The sequence below is a fragment of the Verrucomicrobium sp. 3C genome (assembly GCF_000379365.1).
Classification (GTDB): domain Bacteria; phylum Verrucomicrobiota; class Verrucomicrobiia; order Methylacidiphilales; family Methylacidiphilaceae; genus Methylacidimicrobium.
This window is the reverse complement of sequence record NZ_KB901878.1, coordinates 21,770-28,202: the sequence shown is the minus strand read 5'-3', so window position 1 is coordinate 28,202 and position 6,433 is coordinate 21,770. Positions and strand designations below refer to the sequence as shown.

At 60.7% G+C, this 6,433-nt stretch carries 5 protein-coding genes; 2 read left to right on the top strand and 3 right to left on the bottom strand.

What is annotated here, in order from left to right:
- Positions 1-322: 322 nt before the first annotated feature.
- Both purU and A37A_RS0113980 read right to left on the bottom strand, forming a co-directional pair.
- Positions 323-1,177 (bottom strand): formyltetrahydrofolate deformylase, encoded by an 855-nt coding sequence (gene purU, locus A37A_RS0113985; protein WP_018292114.1) that lies wholly within the window; start codon positions 1,175-1,177, stop codon positions 323-325.
- A gap of 97 nt (positions 1,178-1,274) precedes the next feature.
- Positions 1,275-2,951 (bottom strand): Na/Pi cotransporter family protein, encoded by a 1,677-nt coding sequence (locus tag A37A_RS0113980; protein ID WP_018292112.1) that lies wholly within the window; start codon positions 2,949-2,951, stop codon positions 1,275-1,277.
- 293 nt (positions 2,952-3,244) lie between these two features.
- Between A37A_RS0113980 and A37A_RS0113975 the strand changes: the two genes are divergently transcribed.
- Positions 3,245-4,705 carry a cellulose synthase family protein gene (locus tag A37A_RS0113975; protein WP_018292110.1) on the top strand — a complete coding sequence of 487 codons (1,461 nt, stop codon included), beginning with the start codon at positions 3,245-3,247 and terminating at the stop codon, positions 4,703-4,705.
- On the opposite strand, the gene A37A_RS17700 is transcribed toward A37A_RS0113975, so the two are convergent.
- On the bottom strand, positions 4,665-5,360 hold the full coding sequence (locus A37A_RS17700; protein ID WP_231363943.1) for a phosphopantothenoylcysteine decarboxylase: 696 nt from the start codon (positions 5,358-5,360) through the stop codon (positions 4,665-4,667). The two genes, A37A_RS0113975 and A37A_RS17700, sit on opposite strands and share 41 nt — an antisense overlap.
- 62 nt (positions 5,361-5,422) lie before the next feature.
- Here A37A_RS17700 and lipA point away from each other — a divergent pair, with 62 nt between their 5' ends.
- Positions 5,423-6,295, top strand: a complete 873-nt coding sequence (lipA, locus tag A37A_RS0113965; protein WP_018292108.1) for a lipoyl synthase — start codon at positions 5,423-5,425, stop codon at positions 6,293-6,295.
- Positions 6,296-6,433 lie beyond the last annotated feature (138 nt).

Sequence of the window (6,433 nt, the reverse complement as noted above, 5' to 3'; positions counted from 1 at the left end):
GAAGAAGCCCCAGATCTTGCCCCAAAGCTGGCGTATGGGCTTGGCAAAATGCCGCGTCCGGGTCTGTGAGCATCTCGACGGCAACCTCAGCGTCCGGTACGGCCACCGGATCGTCGGCTGGTACGACTCGGAGGGCAAGCCGCTGGAGCCACACCAAACCAAGGCGGCTTAAAAGAGGAGCAGAACTTTGCCCTTGCCCCGGGGCAAGGGCAAGAACCCCAAAGGAAACAACAATCCAATATCCCAAGTGGTCAGATCACTTGTTACCAAAGCGGTCAGTTTGACATGTCTTCAACAGGACAGATGCTGCGGACCGAAGGAATTAGCTAAAGACTACCGTTCTCCTGCCGTAGACCAGGATGCGGTTTTCGACATGCCAACGCACGGCCCGGGAAAGAACGACCTTCTCCAAGTCCTGTCCTTTTTGCACCAGCTCCTCCACCCCATCCCGGTGAGAGATGCGGACGACGTCCTGCTCGATGATCGGACCGTCGTCCAGGATTTCGGTGACATAGTGGCTCGTGGCGCCAATGAGCTTCACTCCGCGTTCATAAGCCTGGTGATAAGGCCTTGCACCCGAGAAAGCGGGCAGAAAGGAGTGGTGGATGTTGATGATCCGGTTAGGAAAGCGCGATGCCATCGTCGGAGAGAGAATCTGCATGTAGCGGGCGAGCACCAAGAGGTCGACTCGGTGCTCATCCAAAAGCTCGATTTGGCGGGCCTCCACTTTTTCTTTTTGCCCGGGGGAAACCTCCATCTGGTGGTAGGGAATGCCGCAGCTTTCGGCGATCCATCGTCCGTCCGGGTGGTTGCTCACGACCAGAGGAATCTCGCAGGCGAGCTCCCCTGCCCGGTAGCGGTAAATCAAGTCCACCAGGCAATGGGTCTGGCGAGAGACAAAGACGGCGGCTCGGGGCCGATGGGAGGACACGGCAAGGCGCCACTGCATCCCCAAGCGCCGGGCAATCGGATCGAAACGGGCGGGGATCTGCGAGAAATCGAGCGCAAAGTCCTCCAGAGCCCATTCGACGCGCATTAGGAAGAGGCCAAGCTCGGCATCCTGGTGTTGGTCCGCATGGAGGATGTTGCCGCCATGCTCGAAGAGAAAGTTGGCGATCGCGCAAACCAGGCCCTTTTGATCGGGACACGTAATCAAGAGAACCGCTGTCTTGGACATCGTGGATCTTTCTTTCCTGCCTCTCTCCTTTTTTGAAAGAATGGGACCCGGCCGCAAGGTAAAACGACGCATCTCTGCCTTGGCGTGCTCCTAGTCCCTACTCCTTCGGCGAATCTCCGTCGGTGACCGAGCGCAGCCGGCTCGGTAAAAGCTCTCCCTCCCTTTCGAGAATGGAATAGGCGGCCGAGGCCACCACCTGGCCATTGATCCGTTTCAGTTGGCCCACGACCTTAGCATGAAGCACTCCCGCCGGGTCGTGGTCTCCCGGGTTTGCCCGCAGCCGCTCGAAGTGGGCAGCGGAGGCCGTAGCCTGCAGGCTCCGGAAGGATTCCTTTTCGAGCGCCAGGGACCGAGCGGTTTCCAGATCGGGCGAGAAGAAGAGCGAGGAGGCCTTTCGTAGGTTGGAGAGAATGCGCTCCATGAGCGCAGAGAGTTCACGCTGCCCTTCCGCCGGGAGGACGAGATTTTTGTGAATCCGTTGGGCCGCTAATCCTAGGAGATCCTTCTCGGCGAACCCTGCCGCCTGCTCCAGACTGGAACAGAAGAAGAGAATGTCTTGGAGCCTCGTCCTTTCCGCCTCGTTCATGATGTCGCGGTCCAGCACGCTCAGATAACTCCGAATTGCCTGATGGAGTTTGTCGATGGCGTCGGCGGTCCGCTGAATGGGCGAAAAATTTTGTCGGTCTCCCTTGAGAAAGACGTCCCGAAACTTCTCGAGCATAGTCTTCAGGAGGTCCGCTAGGCGAAGCGCCTCTCGCGCGGCACATCCTAATGCGACTGCGGGCGTTCCCAGTGCACCCGGGTCCAGGTAGAGCGGTTGGCGGAGATCCTCTCCCTCTTTCCTCTCCGGAAGCCAGGCGATCAAGAGCTGCCCATAAGCAGGAAGCCACGGAAAAAAGAGCAGAGCTAGCGCAAGGTTCAGGAAGGTATGAAAGTCGGCCACCGCCCGCGCCGGGTTCGGCTCCCAGGCTTCCATCCAAGTGGCGATTTCCGGCAGGAGAAGGAGGCCGCCTAGGACGCCGACCAGCCGGTTGAGGAGGTTGCCGATCGGCAGGCGGCGAAAGGCCGGATCTCGGCCCGTCGTGCCTTCGAATACGGGGTTGAGCGCGGCTCCCAGGTTGGCGCCAAGGGTCAGGGCAAAAGCGGCGGGAAGCGAGACCACTCCTTTTGCCGCAAAGGAAGCCACCAGAAGGATGGCGGCGGCGCTCGAATGAGCAGCCCAAGCAAAGGCAGCCGAGCAGAGCGCTTCGAGCAGCGACTGCCGGGAGGCGATCTGGATCACTTCCCTCAGCCCTTCGGATTGCGCATAGGTGTCAGCCAGCTGAACCATCTGGTGGAGCGCCAAGAGAATCAAGCCCAGCCCGACGAAGACTCGGACTAGATCATGAGCCGTCGTATTGCGGGATCGGAAAAGGATCCACCCGGCAAGAATCGCCGCAGGACCGGCGGCAAACACCGGAAAGGAGAGGAGCTGCACGATGAGGGTGGTTCCCACGTTGGCTCCCAGCATGACGGCCAAGGCCGGGATCAGGCCGACAACCTTCTTGGCCACAAAGCTGGTTGCCATGAGGGCGGTGGCCGTGCTGCTCTGGAGCAAGGCCGTAATCAGGATGCCGACCAGAAAGGAGCTCCAGCGGCTGCGGAGCGCTCTTCCCATCAGGAGGCGAAGGCGAGTGCCGAACGCGCGCTCCAATCCCGTGCGCACCATTCGCACCCCCCAGAGAAGCAGGGCAGCCAGACCAGCGAGATTGACGAGTGCATAGCCCAGTGACATAGGGTGGAATATTGCGATCGCGAGCTTCGTCTCTCGACTGCGTCTGCTCTATGGGCCAGCAGGGGAAGCAGGGCAACTCCATTTTCCATTGCGGCGGCTTTTCAGCGCTTCTGGCCAGCCACGCATGGGGAAGAAGGTTTCTCTTGATCCGCGCAGGATGATCGGAAATGATTCGGCGCCATCCCGCCGCCGGAAGTAAACCAGCAGGATCGGAGTGATGAGCACTCCTCGTCGGCGGATGGCGGCGGAGTGGGGTGTCATGCTCCTTGCTCCGAAGGAGCTGCAGGAGGCGTATGATTTGGGTCATCTTGTTGGTTCTTGCGGTTGCTGTCGTGCCCCACGCAGCGCACCGCCTCTCCCTTTTGATTCGGCTTCGCCGTCTGCGGCCCGAGCCATCCTCTCCTCTGGGGAATAGAGACTGGCCCAGGGTCACGGTGCAGCTTCCGATCTACAACGAGCGATTCGTCGTCGAACGGCTGCTCCGCTCGGTGGCCGCACTCGACTACCCGCGGGATCGGTTGGAGATCCAAGTGCTCGACGACTCGACCGATGCGACGAGCCAGGAGGTGGAGGAAATCGCGGCAGAGCTGCGGCGGTCCGGCGTCTCCGTGGAGCATCTGCGCCGCCCGGCGCGCGTTGGCTTCAAAGCCGGGGCTCTTCAGTATGGCCTGACACGAGCCAAAGGGGAGCTTGTCGCGATTCTGGATGCGGATTTTGTTCCTCCGGCCGACTTTCTCCAGAAGGCCGTCCCCTATTTTCACGATCCGCGCGTCGGAATGGTCCAGGCCCGCTGGGGTTTCCTCAATCGAGAGGAAAATCTTCTCACCCGCTGCGAAGCCCTCTTCCTCAACGGCCACTTTCTCTTGGAACAGGCGGTGCGCTCCAAAAGCGGTCTCTTCTTTAACTTCAATGGAACGGCCGGTCTTTGGCGGAAATCCTGCATCAAGGACGCGGGCGGGTGGGATGGCAGGACGCTAACCGAGGATCTCGATCTGAGCTATCGGGCTCAGTTTCGTGGCTGGCGTTTCGTTTACGCGCCGGAGATCGTCGTGCCCAGCGAGCTTCCCGCTCCCATCACCGCTTTTCGCACTCAGCAGCATCGCTGGGCAAAAGGAGCCATTCAGACCGCCCGGCGCCATCTTCCCGCTCTGCTCTGCGGAGCTTTCCCCTTGCGTCACAAGGTAGAAGGCAGCTTCCACCTCCTCGCCCACACCATTCATCCCCTCGTGGCAGTCTTGGCTTTTCTCAATCTCGCCATTCTCTTAGCTCCCTGGCCCTCCTCTTCCCTGCAAGAGACGGTCTCCTGGGTGTTTACCGGCCTCTCCTTCTCCTTTCTCTTCTATCTCCTAACGATCCAACGGCTGGATCGCGGCAAGCTCACGGCGAGCGACTGGCTCCTGCTGCCAGTCTCCCTGGGGCTTTCCTTGGGCATGTGCTTTGCCAACACCCGCTCGGTGGTGGAGGGCGCGCTCAACGTCCCTAGCAGCTTCATCCGCACCCCAAAACAGGGGAACCGTGGCGCGCGACCTCTCCTCCCCTCCTACCAGGCACGGCACGGCTGGGGGTTGCCGTTGCTCGAAACTTCCGTCGCTGCGGCGTTTTTCTGGGCATTGGTGGTGGCGAGCCGGCATGGCTGGTGGTTTGCCCTGCCGGGCTGCCTTTTGCACTTCTTCGGATTCGGCTTTGTCGGAATCGGTACCTTCGCGGCCATCCTCAAGGAGAAGCAGCAGAGCACTGCGGTCGCCCTTGCCTAATCCTCTCCTCTTCCCATCGAGCAAGCTGCGCAAGAAGAAGCCGCGCCAGGCTCTCTTGATCTTCCGCAGCAAACAGCGCTCCCTTGTGGGTCAGCAGCCCGAAGCCCGCTCCGTAAGCGGGCCCGTTAACCACGCAAAGATCGGTTCGCGCCTCGAGAATTTGCCTCTTCCCGCTGGCAATGGCGGCGGCTCGGTCTCCTTCTACCTCGAATTTCCAACCCACCAAGAAGGCGTGGGCAAAGAGATCCCTTAGATCGAGCAGCAGCTTGGGAGCGGGAACGAGCGTGAGCAGACAGGGTAGATTGCTGGCGATTTTCCCAGATCGGATCGGCCGGCCAGCCTGGTCTTGAATGGCGCCGACTCGAAAATCGCAGAGAGCGGCCGCATGAAAAAGCGCATCAATGGGTTGCGTTTGCGCAAGTCTGTTCAATTCCCAAGTCAGATCCTCGTTCGTGGTGAAGGGCAAGATGGGGAACGTCGGCTTCGTGGATGGACAAGCAGAGGCTCCCGAGCCTCGAAAGCAGCGTACCTCGTGGCCGGCGTCGGCGAAAGCCGAGGAGAGAAAGAGGCCGAGGGAGCCCGTCGAAGCATTTGTCAGACGCCGCACTTGGTCCAACGGTTCGGACGAAGGCCCGCAGGTGACGGCAATCCGCACAATTCCACCTATGCGGTGAAAGCATTCTTGCGCCAAGGACAATCGTCCTTCATGTAAAGAAGATGGCATGCTCTTCGCCAACTCGCGCCTGGTCGACGGATCGAAAGCCCCCCTGGCTGCGGGCCAAAATCCCTTCCGGTCCTCGGTATGGTGCGGTGCGAAAACTCGTCGCCGAAAATCGGCTGCACACCGTTTGCGAAAGCGCCCACTGCCCCAACCTGGGCGAATGCTGGTCGAAGGGCACCGCGACGCTCATGATCCTGGGGGAGACCTGCACGCGTAGCTGCCGGTTCTGTGCCGTGCAGACCGGGCGCCCAGCAGGAGTAGATTGGGACGAGCCACGAAGAGCGGCGGAAGCCGTTGCCGCGATGGGGCTGCGCCACGCGGTATTGACCTCGGTGGCGCGCGACGAGCTTCCGGATGGAGGGGCCTCGGTGTGGGCCGCCACGATTCGGGCGGTGCGGGAGCGCAATCCCGCCACGCGCATCGAGGTCCTCATTCCCGATTTCCGCGGAAGACGGGGGGATCTCCTCTCGGTCCTCGCGGCCAAGCCCGACATCGTCAATCATAATGTGGAAACGATCCCGCGCCTGCAGCGGCTGGTGCGTCCGCAAGCCCGCTATGAGCGTTCCTTGGAACTGCTTCAGACGGCAAAACAAGAGGGCTTTCCCACGAAGACCGGCTTGATGCTCGGAATCGGCGAGCAGGAGGGAGAAATCGCTTCGACATTGAGCGAAATTGCCTCCCTCGGCGTCGACATCCTTACCCTCGGTCAATACCTGCGACCTTCGGTCCACCATTTGCCAATCGACCGCTGGGTGACCCCCGAGGAGTTTGCCTCCTGGAAGCAGTTTGCTCTCCAGCTCGGCTTTCGTTTCGTCGAGTCGGGGCCGCTCGTACGCAGTTCCTACCATGCCGAGGAACAGATGATTTAACCTGCCGATCTCCCAAGCGCTCTCCTGCGGCTCGCGAAATGGACCTGTCTGCTTCGTTGGCCTTGGGTTTTTGGTCCTCCTCGCAGCATCTCATCATACAGCTCCGGGGGAAACCCTGCGCACCTCCTTGCATCCAGA